Raw genomic sequence first — 24,725 nt, forward strand, 5'->3', positions numbered from 1 at the left:
CCGGCGCCCGCATGCCGGGCCGCGGGCCGGCGACCTTCAGCGCACGATGCGCGGCCCGCGCCGGCCGAAGGGCGGCTGGCCGCGCCAGTAGCGGATCATCAGCCAGCCGCCGGCCATGCCGCCGAGATGGGCGAAATGGGCGATGCCGCTGGCGCCGGACAGCCCCATCAGCAGGGCGATGGCGGCGAAGATCAGCACCAGGTACTTCGCCCTCACCGGCACCGGCGGGATCAGCAGCATGAGCTGCTGGTTGGGGAACATCATGCCGTAGGCCAGCAGCAGGCCGAAGGTCAGGCCCGAGATGCCCACCGTGGGCCGCGGCGGAAACACGCCGAGGGCGCCGAGCACCAGCTGGGTGAGGCCGGCGGCGAGGATGCAGGCCAGGGCGAACTGCACGTAGCGGCGGGTGCCCCAGGTGCTCTCCAGCACCGCGCCCAGCATCCAGAGCATCAGCCCGTTGAAGAAGAGATGGATGAAATCGCCGTGCAGGGCGGCGTAGCTCAGCAGCTGCCAGGGCAGGAAGCCCGGCCCGCCCAGCGCCTCGCTGCCGATCGGCCAGAGCGCGAACCACTGCAGCACCGCCGGGCCGGCCAGCAGTTGCAGCACGAAGCCGCCGGTGATGATCCAGAGCAGGTAGAGCGTGGCGGGCGGCAGACGGGGCACGGGGCACTCCGGGCAGGAACGATGGCCGCCGATCATACCGGGGCCGTGGCGGGCAGAGGTCGGCGCCACATCAGCGCCGGGCCCGCGGCCTCAGGCCTCCCGCGGCGCCCAGAGCAGGGCGTCGAGTCCGGGCTCCGGCGGGGGCGGCCGGCGCACCCGCCCGTCCTCCACCCGCAGCCCCTCGGCACGCAGCCGCGCCACCTGCTCGGCATGCCCGGGGCTTCCCGCCGGGAAGGCGATCCGGCCATCGGCGCGCAGCACGCGGTGCCAGGGCAGGCCGGCGTCTCCCTCCGCCGCCAGCAGCCGCGCCACCCGGCGCGCGCCGCGCGGCAGGCCGGCACGGCGGGCCACCTCGCCATAGCTCCTCACCTCGCCGGGCGGGATGGCCAGGATCGCCGCGCGGATCGCCTCGTCATGCCCGCTCTTCGCCATGGCGCTACGATAGCCCTTCCCGGGAGCGGTGCCATGCAGAACTTCGAACAGATCCGTGGCCACGTGCAGGCCAATTTCCACGTGACCACCAACGAGCCCTACGTGCTCTGCGCCGAGCTCTCGCTGGAGGGCGGCCGGCGCCACCAGAGCGTGTTCCTCGCCGAACTCGAGGACGACGACGGCCGCCGCTTCCTGCGCGCCAGCACCATCATCGCCCCCATCACCGGCATCGACGCCCGGCGCATGCTGGCCTTCAACTGGCAGTCGCGGGTGGGCTGGCTGGCGATCGGCGAGCTCGACGGCGTGCCCTACCTGCAGCTCTGCGAGAACCGCCCCTACGACGCCCTCGATGCCGCCGAGATCGACCGCCTGATCCTGCAGATCGGCGGCCAGGGCGACCGCATGGAGCGCCTGCTCTCGGCCGGTGGCGACCTGCTCTGAATGCCAGCCACCTGCCAGTCATGCCGGCCACGGCACACTGCCGGCCATGCAGGATGACTGGACCACACGCCGCCTGATCGAGGCCATCGCCGCCGACCCCTCGGCCACGCCGAGTTTCGGCGAGCTGCTCGACCGCTTCCGCGAACGCGCCCATGGCCTGTTCCTGCTGGTGGCGGTGCTCCCTGCCTTCCTGCCCCTGCCGGCCGGTGCCGGTGCCATCAGCGGCCCTCTGGTGATGTTCGCCGGCCTGCAGATGCTCTGCCTCGCCGAGCACCCGTGGCTGCCGGCCTGGCTGCGCCGCCGCCGCATCGAGGCCCGCCATCTCGCCGGCTTCCAGCGCCGGCTGGCGCGCCCGCTGGGCTGGCTGGAACGCTTCAGCCGCCCGCGCGGCGCCGGCGTCTTCGAGCACCCCGCGGCACGGGCCTTCACCGGCCTTCTGCTGCTCGTGCTGGGCTTCCTGCTGGCCCTGCCGATCCCGCTCACCAACTACCCCTTCGGCCTGGTGCTGGTGGTCCATGCCGTGGCCCTGATCGAGCGCGACGGCCATGCGCTCGCCCTGGCCTGGGCGCTCGGGCTGCTGCAGATCGGCCTGCTGGCCCTGTTCTCGGACGGCCTGCTGCGCAGCCTGCCGGGGCTGATGGAGCGGCTCGGCGCCCTCTTCGGCTGACGCCTTTCCGGCCTAGCCGAACAGCCGCGCCACTTCCTCGCCGGGCATCGGCTTGCCAAGGTAGAAGCCCTGCCCCAGGGGGCAGCCGCGTTCGCGCAGCAGGCCGTGCTGGCCCTCGTTCTCGATGCCCTCGGCCACCACCGTGACGCCGAGCGAATGGGCCATGGCGATGACGCCGGTGGTGAGCGCGAGATCGTTCGGGTCGCGCAGGAGGTCGGTGACGAAGCTGCGGTCGATCTTCACCCCGTCCACCGGCACGCGGCGCAGGTGCGAGAGGCCGGAAAACCCGGTGCCGAAATCGTCCAGCCAGACGCCCACGCCGGCCGCGCGCAGCCGGGTGAAGGCCGCGGTGGCCTGGGCCTCGTCGCGCAGGATGGCGGTCTCGGTGAGCTCGAGGTGCAGGCGCCGCGGATCAAGACCGCTGCGCGCGAGCGCCGCCTCCACGGTCTCCGGCAGGTCGCCGCGGGCGAGCTGGCGCGGCGAGATGTTGATCGCCACGAAGGGCCCGCGCCCGCCGGCCGGCGCCGCCCAGCCCGCGGCGGCGCGCATCGCCTCCTCCAGCACCCGGCGGCCCAGCTCCTCCACCTGGCCGCTCTCCTCGGCGATGCCGATGAACACCGAGGGCGGCACCAGGCCGAGGTGCGGATGGCTCCAGCGCAGCAGGGCCTCGGCACCCACCGCGCGGCCATCGGTGAGATCGAACACCGGCTGGAAGGCAAGGCTCATCTCACCGCGCTCCCAGGCCCCGCGCAGGTCGTGCTCGAGGCGCACCCGACGCTCCACCGCTTCGTCGAGGGCGCGCGAGTAGAAGCGCACGCAGCCCTTGCCGGCGGCCTTGGCCTGGTACATTGCCATGTCGGCGTTCTTCACCATCTGCGCTGCCGAGGCGGCGTCCTCGGGGAACACGGTGATGCCGATCGAGCCCGAGACCACGAGATCACGCTCGCCGAGCGGCAACGGCCGGGCGATGGCCGCGAGGATGCGCCGCGCCAGAGCCTCGGCGCGCCGGCGCACGTCGGCGCCAGGGAACAGCACCACGAACTCGTCGCCGCCGAAGCGCGCGAGTTCCACCACGTCGAGGTCCTCGGCCGCACAGGCCTCGCGAATGCGTGCCGCTACCTCCACCAGGAGCTCATCGCCGACGTGGTGACCGAGGGTGTCGTTCACCCGCTTGATGTCGTCAAGATCGATGAACAGCAGCGCCAGCTCGCCGCTGCTGGCCTGCAGGGTGAGCAGGCGCGATTCCAGCGATTCGGAAAGCGCGAGGCGGTTGCCGAGGCCGGTGAGCGGATCGGTGTAGGCGATGCGGCGGATGTCGCGCTCGTGGCGCTCCACCGAATCGGCCATCCGCACGAACACCCGCGTCAAGTCGCCGATCTCGTCGTCGCGCACCGGCAGGGCGCGGGCCTCGGCGTAACGTCCGGCCTCCACCGCGCCGGCCGCCTCGGCCAGCAGGCGGATCGGCTTCAGCACCCGCTTGCGCAGGGAATACAGCCCGACCAGGCCGAACCCGAACAGGCAGGCAAGGCCGCCGAGCAGCCACTGCACATGCGCCGCCCGGGTACTGGCGAGTCCCTGCTCGACGCTGCGCGACCAGGCTTGGGCTGTCACCCGGCCCTGCGCCATCGACAGTCCGAGCTGCACCGTGCCGATGCGCTGTTCACCCAGGGTCACCGGCGCCTCGAGATGCAGCAGGTCGCCCTCCCAGCGCACCGGGGGCTGGCGGCCCGCGCCCGCCTCCGTCTCGCCGAAGCGGGCGATGTCGCGGCTGCCGTCGTGCACGATGCGCCCGGCGGCGTCTACCACCCGCACGTACACCACGTCGGCCTGCTGCCCGGTGCTGCGCACGTACTCGCCGATGCGGTCGAGATCGAGGAAGTACAACGGGTTGGCCACCGCGGCGGCGAGCTGTGCGGCGAGGCTGTCGCCCCGCTGCCTGAGTCCGTCGCGCAGCAGTTCCAGCACCAGCGCATCGCCGCCCTCGCGCATGGCGCTGAAGCTGCGTTGCTCACGCCAGATCAGCCCGGCGAACACCAGGGCGATCGTGCCCACGCACAGGCCCACCCAAACCAGCATCTGGGCGCGCAGAGTCCAGCGGATCTTCATTCGATGGCCTCCCGGGTGCGGCGGGCGGCATCGGCCAGCACTGCGAGGGCGGCGAGGTCGGCCGGCTCCGGGCGCAGGAAGGCGGTGGTGTCGAAGAAACGCCGCAGCGCCGGGGCCGCCTCCGGGTCCTCGGCCGCGGCGGCCAGCACCTCGGTGAGGCGCCGCCGTACCCGCGCATCGAGATCCGGGCGCACCAGCTCCATCGCCCGTGGCGCCTGCGGGCTGCGGCCCACCACCCGCAAGGCCTCCGCCCGCGGGTCGCGGGCGCGGAGCTGCTCCAGGTCCACCTCGCTGAAGGCGCCGGCGTCCACCACGCCCTTCAGCACCCAGGTGGCGATATTGGCCTCGGAGTTGGCGAACACATAGCCCACGCTGCCGGAGCGCGGGCGGTCGGCCGGGCTCGGCAGGATTTCCATCGGCACCCCATGGTCGAGCAGGGTGATCGCCGGCAGCAGGTAGGCGCTGGTGGAGGCCGGGCGCTGCAGCGCCAGCCGCCGCCCACGCAGGTCGCGCAGGCCCTGCACTGCCGAGTCGTGGCGCACGAACAGCACCGAGCGGTAGTAGCGCACGCCATCGCGCTCGGTGAACAGCACCGGCAGCGCGCCGGCGCGGTCGATCAGCAGAAGGCCGCTGCCAGCCGTCTCGGTCACCCAGTCCACCCGGCCATGGCGCAGGTAGCTCGTCATGCGCGAGGCATCCGGGGCCATCAGGATGCGCCCCTCGCGGATGCCGACATCGGCCATGCGCGGCACTACGTAGTCGAGCAGGGGCTTCAGCTGGTCGTAATGGCGCTGCGGATCATCGCTGATACGGCCGAGGACGAGGATGCCGGACTCGGCCCGGGCCGCCGCGGCCAGGGCCATGAACACCATCAGTGCGAATGCGTAGAACCGGTACCGCCCGTCCATCCTCGACCTTGGAAAACGGAAACCCGCCGAGTGTGACACGGTTTGACGATTATTGTGATTCCCGTCTTTGCGCCAGCCGGGCCATGCGCTGGGCATCGGCGAGGATGCCGTGGAGGATGCGCACCTCGCGCTCGTCGGGGGCGGCGCGCAGGAACAGCCGGCGCAGGCGGCGCATCACCGTCACCCCGCTGCGGCCCTTGTGGAAGTCGATGTCGCGCAGGGTCTCGTCGAGATGGGCAAAGAAGCGTTCCAGCTCGTCATGGGTGGCCGGCCGGCGCACCTCCAGCGGCGGGCGCGCCGTGTCCCGGCCCTCGCGCTCCAGGGCCGCCAGCCGCAGCTCGTAGGCCAGTACCTGCACCGCCTGGGCAAGGTTGAGCGAGGTGAACCCGGGATCGGTGGGGATGCACACCGAGGCATGGCACTGCTGCAGCTCGGCGTTCTCGAGGCCGGTGCGCTCGGGGCCGAACACCAGCGCCACCTCGCCCAATGCCGCCGCGTCGAGCAGCCGTGCCGCGGCCTCGCGCGGGCTGTATTCGGGCATCGGCACGGCGCGCTGGGTGGCGGTGCTGCCGAACACCAGGGTGCAGCCGGCCACCGCCTCGGCCAGCGTGGCGCTGATCCGCGCCCCGTCGAGCAGGTCGTCGGCCCCGGCGGCGAGGGCATGGGCCTCGGGGTGCGGGAAGCGCTCCGGCGCCACCAGGTGCAGGGCCCGGAAGCCCATGGTCTTCAGGGCCCGGGCCGAGGAGCCGATGTTGCGCGGGTGCTGGGTGCCCACCAGGACCATCCGCACCCGTTCAAGCACGCGCAAGGCAGCCTCCGGGAAAACGGGTACACTCCGCGCCGGCCCGGCACGGACCGGGCCGACGTTCTTCTTCAACCGGGCGGATAAGAGGCGGGCAGCGCATGCAGAACCCTGTCGTCAATGTCATGGTCAAGGCCGCGCGCGCCGCGGGCAGCGTCCTGCTGCGCAACATGGCGCGACTCGACAGCCTCAACGTGGTCGAGAAGGCCCGCCAGGACTACGCCAGCGAAGTCGACGGCCTGGCCGAGCGCGAGATCATACGCGAGCTCAAGCGCGCCTACCCCGACTACGCCATCCTCGGCGAGGAAACCGGCCAGACCGGCAAGGGCCGCCACACCTTCGTCGTCGATCCGCTCGACGGCACCTCGAACTACCTGCGCGGCATCCCGCACTTCTGCGTCTCGATCGCTCTCGTCGACAACGGCGAACCGACCGATGCCGTCATCTACGATCCACTGCGCAACGAGCTGTTCTGCGCCAGCCGCGGCTCGGGCGCGGTGCTGAACGACCGCCGCCTGCGCCTCAACACCCAGCGCGAGCTGCCCGGCGCGGTGCTGGTGAGCGGCTTCCCGCCGCGCGAGCGCAAGCGCCTCGCGCCGCAGCTCAAGGCCATCGAGATGCTGCTGGCCGAGGCCGAGGACGTGCGTCGCAGCGGTTCTGCCGCCCTCGACCTCGCCTGGGTGGCGGCCGGCCGCTGCGACGGCTATTTCGAGGCCGGGGTGAAGCCCTGGGACATCGCCGCCGGCATCCTGCTGGTGCGCGAGGCCGGCGGCCGCGCCTGCGATTTTCGCGGGCGCTCCGAGAAGATGCTGTTCGAAGGCCAGGTGATCGCCGGCCCGATGAAGGTGGTCGAGCGGGTGCAGAAGGCGGTGCAGGAGAGCGGCTGGCTGGCCAGCTTCGCCCCGCCGCCGCTGAACCCCGCCGGCACGCCGGGCTGAACGCCCCGCTGCCCCCCGGAGCCCCACGCGCCACGGTGGCCGCAGGGGCGGAAACGACGAAGGCCGCGGCAATCCCGCGGCCTTCACCGTAAAGCGCCGTCAGGCCGGCCTCAGGGCCGGCGGTCGAGATCCGAGGTGTCGCGCGCCTTGGGCAGCAGGTCCTGCTTGCTCACGTTCATCCACAGCAGCAGCGGGCAGGCAAGGAAGATCGAGGACAGGGTGCCAACGACGATGCCCACCATCTGCGACTCGGCCATGCCCTGCAGGCTGGCGCCGCCGAACAGGTAGAGCGCGAACACCGACATGAAGGTGGCCATGGAGGTGATGATGGTGCGCGAGAGCGTGCCGTTGATGGCGTTGTTCAGCACCTTCACCGGCTCCACCTTGTGCATGCTGCGGAAGTTCTCGCGCACGCGGTCGAAGATCACGATGGTGTCGTTGATCGAGTAACCCATCACCGAGAGCACGCCGGCCAGCACGTAGAGGTCGAACTCGTGGCCGTTGAGCGAGAACCAGCCCAGCACCAGCAGCACGTCGTGCAGCGAGGTGATGATGGCGGCCACGGCGAACTTCCACTCGAAGCGCGCGGTGATGTAGACGAGGAAGCCGATCACCACGAAGCCGAGCGCCAGCAGGCCGTCCTCGGCCAGCTCGCGGCCCACCTGCGGGCCGACGAAGTCGGAGCGCACCACGGTGGCGCGGTTGTCCGGCGTGCTCAGCACATCGGCGATGATGCCGCCGGCCGCCGCCATGGCCTCGGCGCCGCCCTCCACGTCCTGCGGACGCGGCTGCAGGCGCACGATCACGTCGCGGTCCGAGCCAAAGGTCTGCACCACCGGGCTGCTGAAGCCCTCGGCGGTGAGCCTGGCGCGCAGCTGCTCGAGGTCCGGTGGCTGCTCGAAGCGCAGCTCGGCCACGGTGCCGCCGGTGAAGTCGAGCGCGAAGTTGAAGCCCTTGAAGGGGATCAGCAGCGCCGAGGCCAGCATCAGCCCGAGGCCGATGGCAAGCCACACCCAGCGCAGGCGCAGGAAGTCGATGTTGGTCTGGTAGGGAATGAGGCGGAACACGCGGAGACTCCGGTCAGATGGCCAGGCCGGCCAGCTTCCGGCGGCCGCCATAGATCAGGGTGACGATGCCGCGCGACACCGAGACGGCGGTGTACATCGAGGTCAGGATGCCGATGATGAGCGCGATGGCGAAGCCCTTGATCGGGCCGGTGCCGAACACGAACAGCGCCACGCCCGCCAGCAGGGTGGTGATGTTGGCGTCGAAGATGGTGCCCGAGGCCTTCTCGTAGCCCACCACGATGGAGTTGAGCGGCGTGTTGCCGGCCCGCAGTTCCTCGCGGATACGCTCGTTGATCAGCACGTTGGCGTCCACCGACAGGCCCACGGTGAGCGCGATCGCCGCCAGGCCCGGCAGGGTGATGGTGGCCCCCATGATCGACATGATCGCCACCAGCATCAGCAGGTTGAGCAGCAGGGCGAGGTTCGTCACCAGGCCGAACATGCGGTAGTAGACGAGGAAGAACACCAGCACGATGAGGAAGGAGGCGACGATGGTCTTTACGCCTCGCTCGATGTTCTCGGCACCGAGGCTAGGACCGATGATGCGCTCCTCGACGAACTCCATCGGCGCGGCGAGCGCGCCCGAGCGCAGCAGCAGGGCGAGCTGCTGGGCCTCGGCCGGGCTCTCGAGGCCGGTGGTCTGGAACTGGCGGCTGAACACGCCGCGGATGGTGGCGAGCGAGATGATCTCCTCGGTCACCCGCGTGCTGCGCACTTCCTCGCCATTGACGATGCGCACCTCGGGGGTGCGCTCGATGTAGACCACCGCCATCGGCTTGCCGACGTTCTGCGAGGTGAACTCGAACATGCGCTGGCCAGCCGAGGCGTTCAGCGTCACCGACACGCCCGGCGTGCCGGTCTCGGGGTCGGTGATCGAGGTGGCGGCCACCAGCTGGTCGCCGGAGGCGATCACCCGCTTGGCCAGCACCACCGGAATGCGGCTGCCATCCGGCGCGCGCTCGCGCATGTAGTAAAGCCGGCCCTCCGGCGGAATGCGGCCGGTGCGCTCGGCCTCGATGGCGTCGGCGCCAGTGAGCAGAGCGGCGCGGTACTCGAGGGTGGCGGTGGCGCCGATCACCCGCTTGGCCAGCGCGGTGTCCTGCACGCCCGGCAACTGCACCACGATGCGCGAGTCGCCCTGGCGCTGCACGACCGGCTCGGCCACGCCCAGGGCGTTGATGCGGTTGCGCAGGATGGCCGCGTTCTGGTTGATGGTCTCGGTGAGCAGGGCCTGCACCGCGGTCGGCGGCAGCGCGGCGGTGAAGCCGGGGCCGGCGCTGCCGGAAAGCAGCTGCAGGGTCAGCTCCGGAGCATCGGCCGCCACCCGCGCCATCGCCCGCGAGAGGTCCTCGGCCCGGCTCAGGCGCACCAGGATGTCATTCGGACGCACCAGCACTTCCTGGGCGCCGATGCGCTGTTCGCGCAGTACCGCGCGGATCTGCTCGGCATAGGCGGTCTCGCGCTTCTCCAGCGCGGCCTTCTGGTCCACCTGCAGCAGGAAGTGCACGCCGCCCTGCAGGTCGAGGCCGAGCAGCATCGGCCGGGCGCCGATCAGCTCGAGCCAGCGCGGCACGGTGGAGGCGAGATTCTGCGCCACCGTGTAGCCCCCCTCGAACTCGGACCGCAGCAGCTGCGCGGCGCGCAGCTGGTCATCGCTGGCAAGCCTGACCAGCAGGTTGCCGCCCTCCTCGGCCACCGACTTGTAGGGGATGCCAGCGGCATCCAGCAGGCCGGCCACCCGGTCACGCAAGGCGGCATCCACCACCGAGCCGCGGTTGGCGGTGATCTGCACCGCCGCATCCTGCTTGTAGAGGTTGGGCAGCGCGTACAGGGTGCTCAGCACCAGGATCAGCGCGGCCAGGATGAATTTCCAGCGGGGGTATTCGAGCATGGGCGTGGGTCGGGCCGGCAGGCGCCAGCCGTGTGGATCCGGCAGGAAGCCGGGGGGTGGGGGTGGCTCAGAGCGACTTCAAGGTGCCCTTGGGCAGCACGGCATTGATCGCGCCCTTCTGCAGGCGGATGCGGATGCCCTCGGCGATCTCGACGGTGAGGAAGCTCTCGCCCACCTCCTCGATGCGGCCGGCGATGCCGCCACTGGTGATCACCTCGTCGCCCCTGGCCAGCTTCTCGACCATCTGCCGGTGTTCCTTCTGCCGCTTCATCTGCGGCCGGATCATCATGAAGTACATCAGCACGAAGACCGCGGCGAGCAGGATGAAGCTCGGCCACGGGCTGGGCTGGGCTGGGGCACCGGCGGCCTGGGCATGGGCGGCAGGAATGAGGAGATCGAGCAGGGACATGGGCGTGCAGCTTCCAGCAGACCGAAACAGCCCGGAAGTATGCCACGCCCCCGCCCCGCCGGCCCGCCCCCGGGGCAGCCCGCCTCCGGGAACCGGCTCAGGCCGGCTCGCCGGCCGCCCGGGCGCGGTAGAAGGCCTCGCGGAACTCGGCGAAGCGCCCCTGCTCGATCGCCGCCCGGATCCGCTCCATCAGCCTGAGGTAGTAGCGCAGGTTGTGGGTGGTGGCCAGCATCGAGGCCAGGATCTCATTGCAGCGGTCGAGGTGGCGAAGATAGCTGCGGGTGAAGCCCCCCGTGCAGGTGGCGCAGTCGCAGCCGGGCTCGATCGGCCGCAGGTCGTGCTCGTAGCGCCTGTTGCGGATGCGCACCTGGCCGAAGTCGGTGAAGTAGTGGCCATTGCGGGCGTTCCGGGTGGGCATCACGCAGTCGAACATGTCGATCCCGCGGGCCACGGCCTCGACGATGTCTTCGGGCTTGCCCACGCCCATCAGGTAGCGCGGCCTGTCCTCGGGCAACTGCGGGCAGATGGCCTCCAGGGTGCGCTCGCGTTCCTCGGCAGGCTCGCCCACCGCAAGACCGCCCACCGCGTAGCCGTCGAAGCCGATGGCTTTCAGACCCTCGGCGGAGCGCGTGCGCAGCTCGGGGTACACGCCCCCTTGCACGATGCCGAACAGGGCCGCGTCATTGCCCTCGTGCGCCCGCTTCGAACGCTCGGCCCAGCGCAGGCTGAGCTCCATCGATTTCCGGGCCACTGCCTCGGTCGCCGGGTAGGGCGTGCACTCGTCGAAGATCATCACGATGTCCGAGCCCAGCACGCGCTGGATCTGCATGCTCTCCTCGGGCCCGAGGAAGACCCTGGCCCCGTCCACCGGCGAGGCGAAGGTGACGCCGGCTTCGGTGATCTTGCGCCTGTGCGCCAGCGAGAAGACCTGGAACCCCCCCGAGTCGGTGAGGATGGGCTTCGACCACTGGGTGAAGCCATGCAGCGAGCCGTGTGCCTCGATCACTTCGAGGCCCGGCCGCAGGTAGAGGTGGAAGGTGTTGCCGAGGATGATCTCAGCGCCGATGGCCTCGATCTCCGCCGGCCGCATGGCCTTCACCGTGCCATAGGTGCCCACCGGCATGAAGGCCGGCGTCTCGATGCGGCCGCGCGGGAACGTGATGCGGCCGCGCCGGGCCGCGCCATCCTGCCCGAGTTTCTCGAACTGCATGCGGCTCATGCGCCCACCTCCGCCGGGGGCCAGAGCAGCATCGCATCGCCATAGCTGAAGAAGCGGTAGCGCTGCTGCACCGCATGGCGGTAGGCGGCCATGATGCGGGCATGTCCGGCAAAAGCGCTCACCAGCATCATCAGCGTGGATTCCGGCAGGTGGAAGTTGGTGAACAGGGCATCGACCGAGCGGATGCGGTGGCCCGGGGTGATGAAGATCTGCGTATCGCCCGCGAAGGGCAGCACCTCGCCATCGCGCCAGGCCGTCTCCAGCGCCCGGATCACCGTGGTGCCCACCGCCACCACCCGACCGCCCCGGGCCTTGGTCTGCCGGATCTGCTGGCAGAGTTCCGCGCCCACGTTCAGCCACTCGCTGTGCATCACGTGGTCCTTCACGTGCTCGGCGCGCATGGGCTGGAAGGTGCCCGCGCCCACGTGCAGGGTGATGTGGCCAAAGGCGATGCCGCGCGCCTGCAGCGCTCCCAGCAGGGTCTCGTCGAAATGCAGGCCGGCGGTGGGCGCGGCCACCGCGCCCACGTGTTTCGAGAACACCGTCTGGTAGCGCTCGTCGTCGCGGATGTCGGCCTCGCGCTGGATGTAGGGCGGCAGCGGCATGCGCCCGGCACGCAGCAGCACCTTCTCCAGCGGCTCGGCGGTCTCGAAGCGCAGGCGGTAGAACTCGCCCTCGCGGCCCAGCACGGTGAGCACCGTGCCCTCGTCGAGGGTGATGGTGCTTCCCGGCTTCGGCGACTTGCTGGCGCCCACCTGCGCCCGCACCTCGTGCGCCCCGGTGATGCGCTCGAGCAGGACCTCGACCCGCCCCCCGGTGGCCTTCCGGCCGAACAGCCGCGCCGGGATCACCCGGGTGTCGTTGAAGACCAGGAGATCGCCGGGGCGCAGCAGGCCCGGCAGATCACGCACCCCGAGGTCCTCGAACGGCGCCGGAGCGGGCGGCACATGCAGCAGGCGAGATGCGGAACGTTCCGGAAGCGGCGCCTGAGCGATCAGCTCCGGCGGCAGCTCGTAAGCAAAATCAGACTTTTTCATGGACCGGCTTGACTGGCCGCTCCTCCAGCAGGCGCCGTGCGGCGCGGGGTAGCGATTGTACGCGTCGGACTCCCATCACCGCGCTCTCCCCTCGACATTCCCTTGCCTGCGTGCAAGCTCACACTTTCCCTTGATTGAACCTACCCCGGAGCCCGCCATGCCCATCCGCGCCTATGCCGCCACGGCCCCGAAGGGCCGCCTCGAGGCCTTCGAGTACGAGCCCGGCCCGCTGCCGCCCGAGTTCGTCGAGGTGCAGGTCGAGCACTGCGGCCTGTGCCACTCCGACCTCAGCATGGTGAACAACGACTGGGGCAATGCCCGCTACCCGCTGGTACCGGGCCACGAGGCCATCGGCCGCGTGGTGGCGGTCGGCCCCGAGGCGAAGCGGGTGAAGGTGGGCGACCGCGTGGGCATCGGCTGGTACCAGAGCAGCTGCATGGCCTGCGAACAGTGCCTCTCGGGCCACCACAACGTCTGCGGGAAATCGAGCGGGCTCATCGTCTCCGGCCATGGCGGCTTTGGCGAGCGCGTGCGCGCGCACTGGGTCTGGGCCACGCCGATTCCCGAGGGCGTGAACGCCGCCAGCGCCGGCCCCCTGCTCTGCGGCGGCATCACCGTGTTCGGCCCCATCGCCCATTTCGGCATCAAGCCCACCGACCGCGTGGGCGTGGTCGGCATCGGTGGCCTCGGCCACCTCGCCCTGCAGTTCCTCAAGGCCTGGGGCTGCGAGGTCACGGCCTTCACCTCCAGCGAGGGCAAGCACGAGGAAGCGATCCGGCTCGGCGCCCACCGCACGGTGGTCAGCACCGATGCGAAGGCGCTGGCGAAGGAGGCCGGGCGCTTCGATTTCATCCTCGTCACCGCCAATGTCACCCTGCCCTGGGGCGCCTACCTGTCGGCACTCGCGCCCAATGGCCGCCTGCACTTTGTGGGCGCGGTGCTGGAGCCGGTGCCGGTGCCGGCCTTCGCCCTGATCGGCGGGCAGAAATCGGTGAGCGGCTCGCCGCTGGGCAGCCCGGCCACCACGGCGCAGATGCTGGAGTTCTGCGCCCGGCACGGCATCGCCCCGCAGGTGGAACGCTTCCCGATGTCGCGGATCAACGAGGCCTTCGAGCACCTGCACAGCGGCAAGGCGCGCTATCGCATCGTGCTGGATGCCGACTTCGCCTGAGGCGCTGCCGGCCTAGAGCCAGCCCTTCTGCCGCGCGAGGCGGTGCGCCTCGACGCGGTTGCTGGCACCCAGCTTGCCGATGGCCTCGCTGAGGTAGTTGCGCACGGTGCCATTGGAGAGGTGCAGTTTCAGGGCGATGTCCTGCGAGGAGAGGCCCTCGCCGGCCAGCCGCAGCACGGCGCGCTCGCGCTCGGTGAGCGGGTCGGCCTCTTCGCGCCAGGCGTCCACCGCCAGCTCGGGGGCGATGGCGCGGCCGCCGCGATGCACGTCGCGTAGGGCACGGGCCAGGGTCTCCACCGGCGCGTCCTTCAAGAGGTAGCCGCGCACGCCGGCGTCCAGCGCGCGGCGCAGGTAGCCGCCGCGGGCGAAGGTGGTGACGATGACCACGCGGGTGGGCAGGCCGGCCTCCTTCACCCTGGCGGCGAGGTCGAGGCCAGTGAGGCCCGGCATCTCGATGTCGGTGAGCAGCAGGTCGGGCCGGTGGCGCTGCACGGCGGCCCAGGCGGCGTCGCCATCGCCGGCTTCGGCCACGACCTCCAGATCGGGTTCCAGCGACAGCAGGCCCGCGAGCGCGCCGCGCAGCAGGGCCTGGTCCTCGGCCAGCACGAGGCGGATCATGCCCGCGCCCCCTCGCCCGCCCGCCGCCCGTCCACAGGGAGCACAAAGCACAGCCGGGTGCCGCGCCCGGTGCCCGGCGGGACCTCGAGCAGCACCTGCCCGCCCAGGGCACCGGCGCGCTCGCGCATGCCGGACAGACCGTTGCCGGGCGCGCCCCGGCAGCCGCGGCCATCGTCCTGCACGCAAAGCCGCAGTTCCCGGCCCTCGCGCGCCAGTTCCACCTCGATGCGGGAGGCCTCGGCATGGCGCAGCACATTGGTGACGGCCTCGCGCAGGGCCATGGCGAGCGCGTTCTCCTGCGCGGCATCGAGCGGCGGCAGCGGGTCCACCCGGGCCTCGAACTCGAGACCGACCGCCAGCGCCGCGAGGCGGGCATTCACCAGTTCCACCGCCAGCTGGGCCGAGCGCATGCCGCTCACCGCCTCGCGCACCTGCTTCAGGGCCTCGCGCGCCACCTGCTCCACTTCGCCGATGTGCGCCGCCGCCGCCGAGCCGTCGCGCTCGGCCAGCTTGCGCGCCAGTTCGCTCTTCATCGCCACCACGCTCAGGGTGTGCCCCAGCAGGTCGTGCAGGTCGCGGGCGATGCGCTCGCGCTCGGCCACGCGGGCCAGGCGCTCCACCTCGGCCTGGGTGAGGCGCAGGCGCTCGTTACGCTGCATTTCGCGCCGGCCGAGGATGGCGCCCACCAGCACCGCGCCGCCGATGATGACGGGGCCGATGGCGAAGGGTATGGGCAGGCCCAGGGCCAGCAGCCAGCCGGCGTAGAGCAGCATCAGCAGCAGCGCACCGCCCACGGCCGCGCGCCAGGGCTGGGAGAAGCCGAGGCTGGCGAAGGCGTAGACGAGGAAGGTGTTGCCGCCCGGGTTCCAGGGCGTGAGGGCGAAGCCCAGTGCCGCCATCGCCAGCGCCGCGCCCCAGGCCGCCCGGCCCTCGAGTTCGTAGCCCTTCCAGTACACCGGCAGGAACAGGGCCACGGCCAGCAGGGTGGCGCCGAGTGCCAGCAGCATCTCGCCCCGGGCCCAGACGAGCGGCAGGAAGACGAAGACGAGGTAGACCAGGTTGAGCCGGCGCCAGGCCCGCTGCGAGGGGCTGCCGGGCTCGGCGGCGAGGCGTTCGCGCAGGGCCTCGCAGGAGTCCGGGGCGGAATCCGCGGGGGAATGGCCGATGGCCTGGGGCGAGGAGGTGCGCATGGGGCGAGTCTAGCCGCGGCGGCGGCGCTGCACGGCGAGCGCGAGGCCAAGGAAAAGCAGCCCCGAGCCGGCCAGCACGGTGAGCGAGAGCGGCACATTGGCCTCACCGATACCCACGATGGCGAGCGCGAGATCGCCGAGGTGGAAAGCCGGCAGCGCGATGGCGAAGCGCTGCAGCCCCTCGGGGAAGAACAGGATGGGCACCCAGAGGCCGGAGAGCAGGGACAGGGGAAGATAGATGAGGTTCACCACCGCCACCGCGCTCCGGGCCGGTACCAGCGAGCCCACCAGCAGGCCGAGCGCACTGAAGGGCAGCGTGCCGAGCACCAGGGTTGCCCAGAGCAGGGCCCAGCGCCAGGGCTCCAGCCGCACCCCGCCGGCCAGGGCGGCAAGCGCGCTCAAGAGCAGCACCACGGCCAGCGCGAACACCATGCCGGTGGCGATGCGGGCGAGGAAATACACCGCCATCGGCATGGGCGAGACGCGCCGCAGCCGCAGCCAGCCGCGCTCCTCGTCCATTGCCATGCCCACACCGAAGCCGAACAGGGCCGGGCCGATCACCGCGAAGGCGCCATAGGTGGCGAGCAGGTAGTGGGCCGGCGCGGCGCTGCCGGTCCTGCTCGGCAACAGGAGGCCGAAGAGCACGTAGAACAGCAAGGGGAACAGCAGGGTGGGAACGGCGAAGGACGGCTGGCGCCAGACCTCGAGCAGGGCATTGCGGGTTTCGAGGGCCTGCAGGCGCAGCAGGCGGCGCGGCGGCAAGCGCAGGACGGCGGTGTTCATGCCGCGGCCTCCGCATCCTGCGCGGCGGCATCGCCGGCGACGAGACCGAGCACGCTCTCCTCGAGGCTGGCCGACTGGATTTCCAGACCGCTGAGCGCGGCATCGCGGGCCAGCAGTTCGCGGGCGAGCGCGCTGGCGTCGCGGCAGCGCACCTGCAGCACCGCGCCCTCGCGCCAGGCCTCGAGCACCCCGGGCAGGCCGGCGACTTCGGCCGGATCGAGGGCGCTCACCGCCCGCAGACGCGCCACCCCGCTGCGCGCCTTGAGCTGGCGCGGCGTGCCCTCGGCCGCGATGCGGCCCTCGCGCAGCACCACCACCCGGTCGGCCAGGGCATCGGCCTCCTCGAGGTAATGCGTGGTCAGCAGCAGGGCCGCGCCGGCCTCGCGCAGGCTGCGCAGCACCGCCCAGAAGGCGCGCCGGGCCTCGGCATCGAGGCCGGTGGTGGGCTCGTCCACCAGCACCACCCGCGGCCGCCCGCAGATGGCGAGGGCGAACTGCACCCGCCGCTGCTGGCCGCCCGAGAGCGCCCCGTAGCGGCGCCGGGCCAGGGCCTCGAGACCGGCGAGCGCCAGGGTCTCGGCCTCCGGGCGCGGCATGGCATAGGCGGCGCTGGCCTGCTGCAGCAGTTCGCGCACCGTCAGGGTCTCGGGCAACTGCGCCGCTTGCAGCATGGCGCCCAGGGCCTGCCGCCGGGCCGGGTCGCGCGGATCGCCGCCGCAGAGCTCCACCCGCCCCGCCTGCACGCGCAAGAGGCCGGTGAGCAGGCCGATGGCGGTGCTCTTGCCGGCGCCGTTCGGCCCCAGCAGGGCCAGCATCTCGCCGGCATGCAGAGAAAGATCGAGGCCATCGAGGGCGGTGACGGCGCCGTAGCGGTGGCGAACGCCGGCGAGGCGGGCAAGGACGGCGGCCTCGGGCAGCGGGCGGGGGGCGGCGTGGAGGGCAGGCATGGCGGTCGGCTCGGGACGGGGGAGTCCAGCCTCGCCCGCCGCCGGTCCGCCCTCCCAGTGGCCGGCGTCAGCCCGGCGCCATGACAGCTGTCATGGCGGGCCCCGCCCTCATTCACATGTTTGAAGCAGCGGGGGTTACCACCCCCCGCCGGCAGTGTTAGCATCGGGGCAAGTTGTTGTTCTCCAAAGGAAAACAGCGCCCAGCACCGCCTTGGCGCTGTTTTCGTTTCCCGCCCACACGGAGTTTCCATGAGCCTCGCCGCACGCCTGCAACCGCTCCGCGCCCATCCGGGCACCGTCCGCACTCCCGGCCTTCCCGACGAGGTCATCGAGCGCTTCTCCGCCACCCATCCGCAGCTGTCCGCCGCCGTCGAGGCCGCGCTGGAGGCGTACGCGGCGGTGAAGGCCGAGTTCCCGGAGCTGCTGGATCTCGGCGAGGCGGAGCAGATCGCGCTGGCACAGGGCGGCTTCCTCAACTTCTACCCCGACGACGCGGTGAACCCCTACGTGGCGCTGGCCGCGCGCGGCCCCTGGATCGTCACGCTCAAGGGCGCGGTGATCTATGACTGCGGCGGCTATGGCATGCTCGGTTTCGGCCACACGCCCTTCGCCGTGCTCTCGGCCATGGCCAGGCCGCAGGTGATGGCCAACATCATGACCCCCTCGCTCAGCCACCTGCGGCTGGAGCGCGCCCTGCGCGCCGAGATCGGCCATACCCGCGGCGGCTGCCCCTACGCGAAGTTCCTGGCGCTGAACTCCGGCTCCGAGGCGGTGTCGCTGGCCGGACGCATCGCCGACGTCAACACCAAGCTCCACACCGATCCGGGCGGCCGCCATGCCGGCAAGCGGGTGAAGCGCCTCGCCATCAAGGGCGCCTTCCACGGCCGCACCGAGCTGCCGGCCCTGTACTCGGATTCCAGCCGCAAGACCTACGCCCAGCATCTCGCCAGCCACAAGCACCACGCCGACCAGCTCGTCACCATCGAGCCCTACTCGATCGAGGCGCTGCGCCAGGCCTTCGCCGATGCCGAGGCCAATGGCTGGTACTTCGAGGCCATGTTCCTCGAGCCGGTGATGGGCGAAGGCGACCCGGGCCGCGCCCTGCCGCCCGAGTTCTACGCCGAGGCCCGCCGACTCACCAAGGAGCACGGCACCCTGCTGCTCATCGACAGCATCCAGGCCGGCCTGCGCGCCCATGGCGTGCTCTCGATCGTCGACTACCCGGGCTTCGAGGGCCTCGAGGCGCCGGACATGGAGACCTACTCCAAGGCGCTGAACGCCGCGCAGTTCCCGATGTCGATCCTCGCCGTCACCGAGCGCGCGGCCTCGCTCTACCGCCGCGGCACCTACGGCAACACCATGACCGCCAACCCGCGCGCCATGGACACCGCCGCGGCCACGCTCTCGCAACTCACTCCCGAGCTGCGGGCCAATATCCGCGCCCGCGGTGCCGAGTTCCTCGCCCGCTTGGAGGCGCTGAAGGCCGAGCTGCCGCCCGGCACCATCACCAAGGTACAGGGCACCGGCCTGCTGTTCTCCTGCGAGATCGCCCCGCACTACAAGTGCTATGGCGCCGGCAGCACCGAGGAATACATCCGCGAGCGCGGGGTGAACGTGATCCACGGCGGCACGAACTCGCTGCGCTTCACCCCGGTGTTCGCCGTGGGTAGCGCCGAGGCCGAGCTCATCGTCGATGCGGTACGCCAGGCCCTGCTGCACGGCCCGCGCCTTGCCGAGGCCGAGGCGGCCTGAGGTTTCATCACCCGCGTCGAGGCGACTGCCACCCGGCTCCGGCCGGGTGGCTTGTTTTCATGGCGGATGCCGTCAAGATGGGCCGGCATCCCCGAGGAAAGCCCATGCAACGCCTCGGTACCATCGCTCTTCTGCTCGCCCTGCTGGCGGTCTGTCGCCTCCATGCCGCCACTCCGGCCGCGGAGGGTGGGTTTGCCGGTGCGCCGGCGGCGGACGCCGCAGCCTTCGATGCGGCCTTCGAGCAGAGCCTCCGCGAGGGTCTGGGGGGCACCCCGGCCGAGGCCGCGCCACTGATCGCCCGCCTGCGCGCCCTGGTCCCGGACGGCGACCGCTTCCGCCTGCGCCGTTTCGAGGCCGCCACCTGTTCCGCCCCACGGGCCAACCGCCGCGAGGCCCTGCGCCATGCCGAGACCCTGCTCGCCGCGGAACGGGCCGAGGCGGCGCCGGATCCGACGAACCTCGCCCTGCTCTACCTCTGCCGCGGCATCTACCGCCCGGGCAACAGCGAGCCTGGGCTGGTGCTGGCCGATTACGACCTCGCCGTGGAACAGGCCCGGGAGAGCGGCAACACCCTGCTGCTCGGCACCCTGCTGTCGGCACGGGCGGGGGCGCAGTCGATGAACGACGCCTTCGGCCGCGCCCTGTCCGACGCCCTCGAGGCGCAGCGCCTGCTGGAAGCCCTGGGCGAAGACGCGCTCAATGCCATCGTGCTGCAGAACGCCGGCATCGCCTACCGCCGCATGGGCGAGTACGGGCAGGCCGAGGAGTACCTGCTGCGCAGCCTCGCCCTGCCCGAGATCCAGGGCAACTGGGTCTACCGGCTCATCACCCTGCTGCAGCTCGGCTACCTGTTCGAGGAAACCGACCGCTTCGCGGATGCCCGCCGGGTGATCGGCGAAGCCCTCGAGCTCTGTACCGCGAACGAGAGCCGCAGCGACTGCGGCTATGCCCGCCTCGCCCTGGCCAGCGTCGAGACCAGGGCCGGCGCTCCGCAGCGCGCCCTCGGCGTGCTCTCGCAGGCAGAGGCCGACTTCGAGGCCTCCGGCGACCCGGGCGATCCCAGCATGGTCGCCCTGATCCGTGGGCAGGCGCTGGCCAGGCTCGGCCGCGTACAGGAAGCCCTGCCGCTGCTCGATGCCGCCATCGCGGCATGGGAGGCGGAATCGAACGCGCGCTACCTCGCCCTGGCCCTGCCCGAGCGCTCGCGCCTGTACGAGCGCCTAGGCCGGGACCGCGAGGCGCTGGCCGACCTGCACCGCTTCGTGGAAGTACACGAGCAGGATTTCCGCCAGCGCTCGGCGCAGCGCACCGAGTTCATGCGCGAGCAGTTCGACGCCTCGCGGCGCGAGATCGAGAATGCCGAGCTGCGCGCCCGCGAAGCCGCACGCCTCAAGGAGATCAGCGCGCTCGAGACGGCGCGCCGCTGGCAGGGAGTGGCGCTCGTCCTCGGCGGTCTTTTGCTGCTGGTGCTGGCAGGCCTGATGGCGCGTCAGCTGGCCCGGATGCGGCGCCTGCGCCTGCTGGCCCTGACCGACCCGCTCACCGGCCTCGCCAACCGCCGCCAGACCGAGTACCGAGGCGCTGAGGCCTTCAGGCTGGCCCGCGCCTCGGGCCAGCCCTTCAGCGTGCTCGCCATCGACATCGACCATTTCAAGCGGGTGAACGATACCTTCGGCCATGCCGTCGGCGACCTGGTGCTGCAGCGGGTGGGCCGCGAGTGCCAGCGCACCCTGCGCCGCCTCGACCTGATGGGCCGCATCGGCGGCGAGGAGTTCTGCGGCCTGCTGACGGAAACCGCGAACGAAGCGGCACTGCAGGTGGCCGGGCGGCTGCGGGCCGGCGTCGAGGCCCTGGATCTCGGGGATGTGGCGCCGGGCCTGCGGGTGACGGTCAGCGTGGGCGTGGCGCAGGCGCGTGCCACCGATGCCGATTTCGCCGCCGTGCTGGCCCGTGCCGATGCCGCCCTGTACCGGGCCAAGCAGGAAGGCCGGAACCGCGTGGTTTCCGACGAAACCACTTGACACCGGCTTGACAACTCGACGAGCGCCGGGTTCAAGTGGGGTCATGCGCCACGCACTCGCCACGCCTGCCCTTCGCCTCACCACCCGCGGTGGTGTGATCGGTATTGGCGTGCCGGTCGTGGGCCTCACCACCACGACCGGCACCTGCCAGGGGCCGGGGTGGCCGACCTGATCCACCACCCCGCGCCGGTCACGGACGCGGGGTTTCCCATCCAATGACCGGCCTCCTCGAAGGAGTCGCCCCTTGGATGCCGCCCCCCTCGCTTCCGCTTCCGCTGCCCCTGCCGACGCGCACCGGCAGGCCCGCCTCGCGCCCGATGCCCACAAGTTCGGCGGCGCGGCGCTGGCCGATGCCGCGGGCTTCCGACGCGCCGCCGCGCTGCTGAAGGCCGGCCTGCCGCGACCGCAGCTCGCCGTGGTCTCCGCCACCCTGGGCACCACCGACCGCCTGCTGGCCGCGCTCTCGGCAGCACGCGCGGGGCGCGAACATGCCGACCTGCCCTTCCTGCTCGCCGCGCACCGCGCCCTGCCCGCCACGCTGGGCCTGCCGGCAAGCCTGCTCGATGGCGACATCGCCCAGCTCGAGGCCGACCTCGCGCATCTGCGCGCCGGCAGGCCGGATGCAGGCCAGGCCGCACGCATCAGCGGCATGGGCGAGGTGTGGTCGGCGCGCCTGCTCGCCGCCCTGCTCGGCGAGGACTGGGCCCTGCTCGACGCCCGCGAACTGCTGGTGGTGCGGCAGGGCGAACTCGGGGCGCGGCTGGAGGAAGATGCCACCCGCGAGCGCCTTGCCCTCTGGCGGCAGGCCAACCCGCAGCCCCATCTCGTGGCCACCGGTTTCCTCGCCCGGCTCGCCGATGGCACGCACACCACGCTCGGCCGCAACGGCAGCGACTACTCCGCGGCCCTGTTCGCCGCGCTGTTCGGGGCGCGCGAGCTGACGATCTGGAAGGAAGTCGAGGGTCTGATGTCGGCCGATCCACGCCTCGAGCCCGAGGCCGTGGTGCTGCCGGAACTCAGCTACGCCGAGGCGATGGAACTGGCCTATTTCGGTACCAAGGCCCTGCATCCGCAGGCCCTGGCCCCGGCCATGGCCGCCGGCATCCCGCTGCACGTGCGCGACGTGCGCCAGCCGGAAAAACCGGGCACGCGGGTGGTGGCCAGGCCCACGGCCCCGGCCAGCCCGGTGAAGGGCCTCTCGCTGGTGCGCGGGCTCTCGGCGCTGGAACTGGCCGGCTCCGGCCTGATGGGGGTACCGGGAAGCGCCGAGCGCTTCTTCGCCGCCCTGCACCGGGCCGGCGTTTCGGTGGTGATGATCACCCAGGCCTCCAGCGAGCACTCGATCTGCGCCCTGGTGCGCCGCGAGCAGGCCGGGGCCGGGCTGGAGGCCGCGCGGGCCGAGTTCGCCGAGGACATCGCCAGCGGCCAGGTGCAGGGCATCGACCTCGAGCCCGACCTTGCCGTGCTGGCGGCGGTGGGCGACGGCATGATCGGCACGCCCGGCATCGTAGCCCGCCTCTCCAGCGCGATCGCCAGGGCCGGCATCAACCTGCGGGCCATTGCCCAGGGCGCCAGCGAGCGCAACGTCTCGCTGGCCGTGCGCGAGGAAGATGCCGAACGCGCCCTGCGGGTGGCGCACACCGCCTTCTGGCTCTCGCCGCAGACGGTGTCGATCGGCCTGATCGGCCCCGGCAACGTGGGCGGCGCCCTGCTGCGGCAGATCCTCGAGGCCCGCCCCCGGCTGATGCGCGAGCGCCAGCTCGACCTGCGCATCCGCGCCGTGGCGAACTCGCGGCGGATGCTGCGCTCCGATACCACGCTGGCCTCGCTCGACCTCGAGCGCGGCGAGCCGCTCGACCTCGAGGCTTTCACCCGCCACGTGAAGAGCGAGCACATTCCGCACGCCATCATCGTCGACTGCTCGGGCCGGGCCGAAATGGCCGAGCGCTACGAGGGCTGGCTGGCACAGGGCATCCACGTCGTCACCCCGAGCAAGCATGCCGGCAGCGGCGATCCTGCCCGGCTCGCCGCCCTGCACGAGGCCGGGCGGCGCAGTGGCGCGCGCTTCCGCTACGAGGCCACGGTGGGCGCCGGACTGCCGGTGATCGGCACCCTGCGCAACCTGCTCGATACCGGCGATGTGCCGCAGCGCATCGCCGGCCTGTTCTCCGGCACCCTGGCCTGGCTGTTCAACCACTACGACGGCCGCCGGCCGTTCTCCGCGCTGCTGGCCGAGGCCCGCGCCGCCGGCTATACCGAGCCCGACCCGCGCGACGACCTCTCGGGCACCGACGTGGCGCGCAAGGCGGTGATCCTCGCCCGCGAGGCCGGCTGGCCGCTCTCACTGCCGCAGGTGGCGGTGGAGACCCTCGTGCCGCCGGCACTGCGCGACCTTCCCCTGCCCGAGTTCCTGCAGCGCCTCGGCGAGTTCGACGCGCCGATGGCCGAACGCCTCGCCGCCGCGAAGGCCGAGGGCAAGGTGCTGCGCTATCTCGCCGAGGTGGACGCGAGCGGCGGCGCCTCGGTGGCGCTGCGGGCGGTGGAGCCCCACCACCCCGCGGCAAGCGCGCAGGGCACCGACAACCTGTTCGCCTTCCACACCGCGCGCTACCACTCCCGCCCGCTGGTGGTGAAAGGCCCCGGGGCCGGGCCGGACGTGACCGCCGCCGGCGTGTTCGGCGACCTGCTCGCCATCGCCGCCCACCTCGGAGCCAGGCTGTGAGGGCGGAGGCGACGGCCTTCGCCCCGGCCAGCAGCGCCAACCTCGGCCCGGGCTTCGACCTGCTGGGGCACAGCCTCGAGGGCTGGCACGACCTCGCCTCGGTGCGCCGCATCGCCGCACCCGAGGTGCGGATCGAGGGCATCGAGGGCATCCCCGACGCCCTGCCTGGCCGGCCCGAAGACAACACCGCGGGGGCCGCCCTGCTGTCGATGCGCGCCGCGCTCGACCTGCCCTTCGGCTTCGCCCTGCGCCTGCGCAAGGGCATCCCGCTCGGCTCCGGCCTCGGCGGCTCGGCGGCCTCGGCGGTGGCCGCGGTGGTGGCGGCGAATGCCCTGCTCGACGTGCCCCTGCCGGCGGAGGCGCTCTATCCCTTCGCCCTCGATGGCGAGGCCGTGGCGAGCGGCAGCCGCCATGGCGACAACATCGCGCCAGCCCTGCTCGGCGGCCTCGTGGCTGCCTTCCATGAGGACGGCAGCGCCCCGGTGCGCCTGAAGGCCCCGGACTGGCTGTTCACCGCCGTGGTGCACCCGGCGGTGGTGCTGGAAACGCGGGTGGCCCGCGCGGCGCTGGCCGAGCCCTATCCGATCGGCGCGCTGGTGCGGCAGACCCACCACCTCGCCGCCCTGCTGCTCGGCCTTGAGCGCGGGGATGAAGGCCTGCTGCGCCGCGGCCTGCACGATGTGCTGGTGGAGCCGCGCCGTGCGGCGCTGGTGCCCGGCTTCGCGGCGGTGAAGCAGGCCGCCCTCGATACCGGCGCCCTCGGCGCCAGCCTCTCCGGCGCCGGGCCCAGCGTCTTTGCCTGGTTCCGAGGCCGGGCCACCGCCGAGGCCGGCGGCGCGGCGATGCAGCAGGCCTTCGCGGAAGCGGGCCTCGCCGCCTCCCTGCTCGTCTCCCCCGTGGCCGGCCCGGCGGCCGGCCTGCTCACTGCCAGGGACTGACAC

Annotated in this window: 22 protein-coding genes; 8 read left to right on the forward strand and 14 right to left on the reverse strand. The window is 72.0% G+C overall.

What is annotated here, in order from left to right; all coding sequences use genetic code 11:
* Positions 1 to 36: 36 nt before the first annotated feature.
* On the reverse strand, positions 37 to 663 hold the full coding sequence (locus G408_RS0102265; protein WP_028769766.1) for a rhomboid family intramembrane serine protease: 627 nt from the start codon (positions 661 to 663) through the stop codon (positions 37 to 39).
* A gap of 90 nt (positions 664 to 753) precedes the next feature.
* Positions 754 to 1,095 carry an MGMT family protein gene (locus G408_RS0102270; protein ID WP_051282515.1) on the reverse strand — a complete coding sequence of 114 codons (342 nt, stop codon included), beginning with the start codon at positions 1,093 to 1,095 and terminating at the stop codon, positions 754 to 756.
* 33 nt (positions 1,096 to 1,128) lie between these two features.
* Between G408_RS0102270 and G408_RS0102275 the strand changes: the two genes are divergently transcribed.
* Together G408_RS0102275 and G408_RS12740 are read left to right on the forward strand one after the other, a co-directional pair.
* Positions 1,129 to 1,536 (forward strand): hypothetical protein, encoded by a 408-nt coding sequence (locus G408_RS0102275; protein ID WP_028769768.1) that lies wholly within the window; start codon positions 1,129 to 1,131, stop codon positions 1,534 to 1,536.
* A 46-nt stretch (positions 1,537 to 1,582) separates the two neighbouring features.
* Complete coding sequence (locus tag G408_RS12740) at positions 1,583 to 2,203, forward strand: exopolysaccharide biosynthesis protein (protein ID WP_051282516.1); 621 nt, start codon at positions 1,583 to 1,585, stop codon at positions 2,201 to 2,203.
* Between the two features lie 12 nt (positions 2,204 to 2,215).
* Here G408_RS12740 and G408_RS0102285 read toward each other — a convergent pair whose 3' ends face one another.
* The 3 genes from G408_RS0102285 to G408_RS0102295 all read right to left on the reverse strand — a co-directional run bounded on the left by G408_RS0102285 (position 2,216) and on the right by G408_RS0102295 (position 6,025).
* A complete protein-coding gene (locus tag G408_RS0102285; protein ID WP_037411768.1) occupies positions 2,216 to 4,309 on the reverse strand; it encodes a putative bifunctional diguanylate cyclase/phosphodiesterase in 2,094 nt (697 codons plus the stop codon).
* On the reverse strand, positions 4,306 to 5,172 hold the full coding sequence (locus G408_RS12745; RefSeq protein WP_245584242.1) for a phosphate/phosphite/phosphonate ABC transporter substrate-binding protein: 867 nt from the start codon (positions 5,170 to 5,172) through the stop codon (positions 4,306 to 4,308). Before G408_RS12745 ends, G408_RS0102285 begins: the two co-directional genes overlap by 4 nt.
* Before the next feature lie 94 nt (positions 5,173 to 5,266).
* On the reverse strand, positions 5,267 to 6,025 hold the full coding sequence (locus G408_RS0102295; protein WP_028769770.1) for an RNA methyltransferase: 759 nt from the start codon (positions 6,023 to 6,025) through the stop codon (positions 5,267 to 5,269).
* A gap of 95 nt (positions 6,026 to 6,120) precedes the next feature.
* Here G408_RS0102295 and G408_RS12750 point away from each other — a divergent pair, with 95 nt between their 5' ends.
* A complete protein-coding gene (locus tag G408_RS12750) occupies positions 6,121 to 6,957 on the forward strand; it encodes an inositol monophosphatase family protein (protein WP_051282518.1) in 837 nt (278 codons plus the stop codon).
* Between the two features lie 110 nt (positions 6,958 to 7,067).
* Here the strand turns inward: G408_RS12750 and secF are convergent, their stop codons facing one another.
* The 5 genes from secF to queA all read right to left on the reverse strand — a co-directional run bounded on the left by secF (position 7,068) and on the right by queA (position 12,580).
* A complete protein-coding gene (gene secF, locus G408_RS0102305) occupies positions 7,068 to 8,075 on the reverse strand; it encodes a protein translocase subunit SecF (protein WP_051282519.1) in 1,008 nt (335 codons plus the stop codon).
* Positions 8,038 to 9,915 carry a protein translocase subunit SecD gene (gene secD / locus G408_RS0102310; RefSeq protein WP_028769772.1) on the reverse strand — a complete coding sequence of 626 codons (1,878 nt, stop codon included), beginning with the start codon at positions 9,913 to 9,915 and terminating at the stop codon, positions 8,038 to 8,040. Before secD ends, secF begins: the two co-directional genes overlap by 38 nt.
* Before the next feature lie 67 nt (positions 9,916 to 9,982).
* Positions 9,983 to 10,324, reverse strand: a complete 342-nt coding sequence (gene yajC, locus G408_RS0102315) for a preprotein translocase subunit YajC (RefSeq protein WP_028769773.1) — start codon at positions 10,322 to 10,324, stop codon at positions 9,983 to 9,985.
* 97 nt (positions 10,325 to 10,421) lie between these two features.
* The gene (tgt, locus tag G408_RS0102320; RefSeq protein ID WP_028769774.1) at positions 10,422 to 11,543 is read right to left on the reverse strand and encodes a tRNA guanosine(34) transglycosylase Tgt; all 1,122 of its coding nucleotides are present in this window, start codon (positions 11,541 to 11,543) and stop codon (positions 10,422 to 10,424) included.
* The gene (gene queA, locus G408_RS0102325) at positions 11,540 to 12,580 is read right to left on the reverse strand and encodes a tRNA preQ1(34) S-adenosylmethionine ribosyltransferase-isomerase QueA (RefSeq protein ID WP_028769775.1); all 1,041 of its coding nucleotides are present in this window, start codon (positions 12,578 to 12,580) and stop codon (positions 11,540 to 11,542) included. Before queA ends, tgt begins: the two co-directional genes overlap by 4 nt.
* A gap of 157 nt (positions 12,581 to 12,737) precedes the next feature.
* On the opposite strand from queA, the gene ahr reads away from it, so the two are divergent.
* Positions 12,738 to 13,751 carry an NADPH-dependent aldehyde reductase Ahr gene (ahr, locus tag G408_RS0102330; RefSeq protein WP_028769776.1) on the forward strand — a complete coding sequence of 338 codons (1,014 nt, stop codon included), beginning with the start codon at positions 12,738 to 12,740 and terminating at the stop codon, positions 13,749 to 13,751.
* A gap of 12 nt (positions 13,752 to 13,763) precedes the next feature.
* Here ahr and G408_RS0102335 read toward each other — a convergent pair whose 3' ends face one another.
* Genes G408_RS0102335 through G408_RS0102350 form a run of 4 tightly spaced genes read right to left on the reverse strand, consistent with a single transcriptional unit; the run spans position 13,764 to position 17,289 of the window.
* Positions 13,764 to 14,369, reverse strand: coding sequence for a response regulator transcription factor (locus tag G408_RS0102335; RefSeq protein WP_028769777.1), 606 nt, complete (start codon positions 14,367 to 14,369; stop codon positions 13,764 to 13,766).
* Complete coding sequence (locus tag G408_RS0102340) at positions 14,366 to 15,559, reverse strand: sensor histidine kinase (protein ID WP_051282520.1); 1,194 nt, start codon at positions 15,557 to 15,559, stop codon at positions 14,366 to 14,368. Before G408_RS0102340 ends, G408_RS0102335 begins: the two co-directional genes overlap by 4 nt.
* Positions 15,560 to 15,568: 9 nt before the next feature.
* Positions 15,569 to 16,342 carry an ABC transporter permease gene (locus G408_RS0102345; protein ID WP_028769779.1) on the reverse strand — a complete coding sequence of 258 codons (774 nt, stop codon included), beginning with the start codon at positions 16,340 to 16,342 and terminating at the stop codon, positions 15,569 to 15,571.
* Positions 16,339 to 17,289 carry an ABC transporter ATP-binding protein gene (locus tag G408_RS0102350; RefSeq protein ID WP_051282521.1) on the reverse strand — a complete coding sequence of 317 codons (951 nt, stop codon included), beginning with the start codon at positions 17,287 to 17,289 and terminating at the stop codon, positions 16,339 to 16,341. Before G408_RS0102350 ends, G408_RS0102345 begins: the two co-directional genes overlap by 4 nt.
* Positions 17,290 to 17,538: 249 nt before the next feature.
* On the opposite strand from G408_RS0102350, the gene G408_RS0102355 reads away from it, so the two are divergent.
* From G408_RS0102355 to G408_RS0102370, 4 genes are all read left to right on the forward strand, one after another.
* A complete protein-coding gene (locus tag G408_RS0102355) occupies positions 17,539 to 19,041 on the forward strand; it encodes an aminotransferase class III-fold pyridoxal phosphate-dependent enzyme (RefSeq protein ID WP_028769781.1) in 1,503 nt (500 codons plus the stop codon).
* Positions 19,042 to 19,145: 104 nt separating this feature from the next.
* Complete coding sequence (locus G408_RS0102360) at positions 19,146 to 21,062, forward strand: GGDEF domain-containing protein (protein ID WP_028769782.1); 1,917 nt, start codon at positions 19,146 to 19,148, stop codon at positions 21,060 to 21,062.
* Positions 21,063 to 21,306: 244 nt separating this feature from the next.
* Positions 21,307 to 23,784, forward strand: coding sequence for a bifunctional aspartate kinase/homoserine dehydrogenase I (gene thrA, locus G408_RS0102365; RefSeq protein ID WP_084628022.1), 2,478 nt, complete (start codon positions 21,307 to 21,309; stop codon positions 23,782 to 23,784).
* On the forward strand, positions 23,781 to 24,722 hold the full coding sequence (locus tag G408_RS0102370; RefSeq protein ID WP_028769784.1) for a homoserine kinase: 942 nt from the start codon (positions 23,781 to 23,783) through the stop codon (positions 24,720 to 24,722). Before thrA ends, G408_RS0102370 begins: the two co-directional genes overlap by 4 nt.
* Positions 24,723 to 24,725: the final 3 nt, after the last annotated feature.

This window comes from Silanimonas lenta DSM 16282 (genome assembly GCF_000429065.1).
Lineage (GTDB): Bacteria > Pseudomonadota > Gammaproteobacteria > Xanthomonadales > Xanthomonadaceae > Silanimonas > Silanimonas lenta.

What these genes read in the sequence shown, in the direction of transcription:
- G408_RS0102270 (WP_051282515.1), bottom strand. Translation starts at nt 1,095, where the DNA reads ATGGCGAAGAGCGGGCATGACGAGGCGATCCGCGCGGCGATCCTGGCC.
- G408_RS0102275 (WP_028769768.1), top strand. Translation starts at nt 1,129, where the DNA reads ATGCAGAACTTCGAACAGATCCGTGGCCACGTGCAGGCCAATTTCCAC.
- G408_RS12740 (WP_051282516.1), top strand. Translation starts at nt 1,583, where the DNA reads ATGCAGGATGACTGGACCACACGCCGCCTGATCGAGGCCATCGCCGCC.
- G408_RS0102285 (WP_037411768.1), bottom strand. Translation starts at nt 4,309, where the DNA reads ATGAAGATCCGCTGGACTCTGCGCGCCCAGATGCTGGTTTGGGTGGGC.
- G408_RS12745 (WP_245584242.1), bottom strand. Translation starts at nt 5,172, where the DNA reads ATGGCCCTGGCCGCGGCGGCCCGGGCCGAGTCCGGCATCCTCGTCCTC.
- G408_RS12750 (WP_051282518.1), top strand. Translation starts at nt 6,121, where the DNA reads ATGCAGAACCCTGTCGTCAATGTCATGGTCAAGGCCGCGCGCGCCGCG.
- secF (WP_051282519.1), bottom strand. Translation starts at nt 8,075, where the DNA reads ATGGCGGCCGCCGGAAGCTGGCCGGCCTGGCCATCTGACCGGAGTCTC.
- secD (WP_028769772.1), bottom strand. Translation starts at nt 9,915, where the DNA reads ATGCTCGAATACCCCCGCTGGAAATTCATCCTGGCCGCGCTGATCCTG.
- yajC (WP_028769773.1), bottom strand. Translation starts at nt 10,324, where the DNA reads ATGTCCCTGCTCGATCTCCTCATTCCTGCCGCCCATGCCCAGGCCGCC.
- tgt (WP_028769774.1), bottom strand. Translation starts at nt 11,543, where the DNA reads ATGAGCCGCATGCAGTTCGAGAAACTCGGGCAGGATGGCGCGGCCCGG.
- queA (WP_028769775.1), bottom strand. Translation starts at nt 12,580, where the DNA reads ATGAAAAAGTCTGATTTTGCTTACGAGCTGCCGCCGGAGCTGATCGCT.
- ahr (WP_028769776.1), top strand. Translation starts at nt 12,738, where the DNA reads ATGCCCATCCGCGCCTATGCCGCCACGGCCCCGAAGGGCCGCCTCGAG.
- G408_RS0102335 (WP_028769777.1), bottom strand. Translation starts at nt 14,369, where the DNA reads ATGATCCGCCTCGTGCTGGCCGAGGACCAGGCCCTGCTGCGCGGCGCG.
- G408_RS0102340 (WP_051282520.1), bottom strand. Translation starts at nt 15,559, where the DNA reads ATGCGCACCTCCTCGCCCCAGGCCATCGGCCATTCCCCCGCGGATTCC.
- G408_RS0102345 (WP_028769779.1), bottom strand. Translation starts at nt 16,342, where the DNA reads ATGAACACCGCCGTCCTGCGCTTGCCGCCGCGCCGCCTGCTGCGCCTG.
- G408_RS0102350 (WP_051282521.1), bottom strand. Translation starts at nt 17,289, where the DNA reads ATGCCTGCCCTCCACGCCGCCCCCCGCCCGCTGCCCGAGGCCGCCGTC.
- G408_RS0102355 (WP_028769781.1), top strand. Translation starts at nt 17,539, where the DNA reads ATGAGCCTCGCCGCACGCCTGCAACCGCTCCGCGCCCATCCGGGCACC.
- G408_RS0102360 (WP_028769782.1), top strand. Translation starts at nt 19,146, where the DNA reads ATGCAACGCCTCGGTACCATCGCTCTTCTGCTCGCCCTGCTGGCGGTC.